General features: G+C 69.8%; 1 pseudogene. It reads right to left on the reverse strand.

Annotated features, from left to right (window positions below):
- A pseudogene (locus ACIPK3_RS34440) lies at positions 1–1,000 on the reverse strand (hypothetical protein); the annotation flags it as partial.

Below are 1,000 nucleotides of genomic sequence, written 5' to 3' on the forward strand. Positions count from 1 at the left end.
GTGTCGGTCCAGACGCCGCCCGGTGCCGGGGCGGAGGGGCTGGAGTTGCCGGTGATGTGCGAGTCCACCAGGGACACCGAGCCGACCCCCGTGCCGAACGTGGTGTAGAGGCCGCCGGAGACGGATCCGGTGCCGGTCACCTTGTTGCCGCTGACGGTGGTGTGATCCAGGGTCAGGGACGGGGCCGTGATGGTGTTGTCGGCATAGATGCCGCCGCCCTGGGCGTAGCGGCCGGAGCCCACGTTGTTCGTCACGTTGGAGTTGGTGAGTGTCAGTGTGCCGCCGTAGATCACGACTCCGGCGCCCTGGGTGTTCTCGCCGACGAGACGGTTTCCGGTGATCTCGGTGTTGGTGACGGTGGCGGTGCCCCCGTTGATGTCGAGACCGCCGCCGTCCGCGTTCTGGCCGGCTCCGCTGGTGCCGGTGTTGCCCTCGAGTCTGGAACCGGTGATGGTCAGGTCGCCCGTCGAGTAGATGCCAGCGGCGAGCCCGAACCCGGCCGCGGTGTTGTTCCTGACCGTGGTGCCGCTGATCTGCGCGGTGCCGGCGTCGATGTCGATGGCGCCGCTGCCCTGGCCGCCGTGGTTGGCGCTGAAGATGCTGTCGGTGATGGTGATCTGGCTGTCGCCGGTCTCGGTGTGCAGTCCGCCGCCGAATGCCTGCGAACGGTTGAGGGTCACGAGTACGCCGTCGAGCTTCACCGTTCCCTCCGCGTCGACCCCGCCGGCGGAGGCGGTCGCCCGGTTGTCCTTGACCTGGCCGCCGGTGAGGTTCCCGGTGGCGCCGTCCGCGACGCTGATGCCGCCGCCGAGGCCGGTGCCACGGGTGGCGTTGCCCTGGATGTTCACGTCCTGGGCGTCGAGTTCGCCGTCGGTCTGGACGAGTACGCCGCCGCCGTTGCCGTCGTCGGGCGGTGCGCCGTTCATGATGGTGAGGTTGTCCGCGATGACGTGTCCCCCCGCGGCGACGTCCAGGACGCGGAACCGGTTGGCGGTCGAGG

This window comes from Streptomyces sp. NPDC086787 (assembly GCF_044745865.1).
GTDB lineage: Bacteria > Actinomycetota > Actinomycetes > Streptomycetales > Streptomycetaceae > Streptomyces.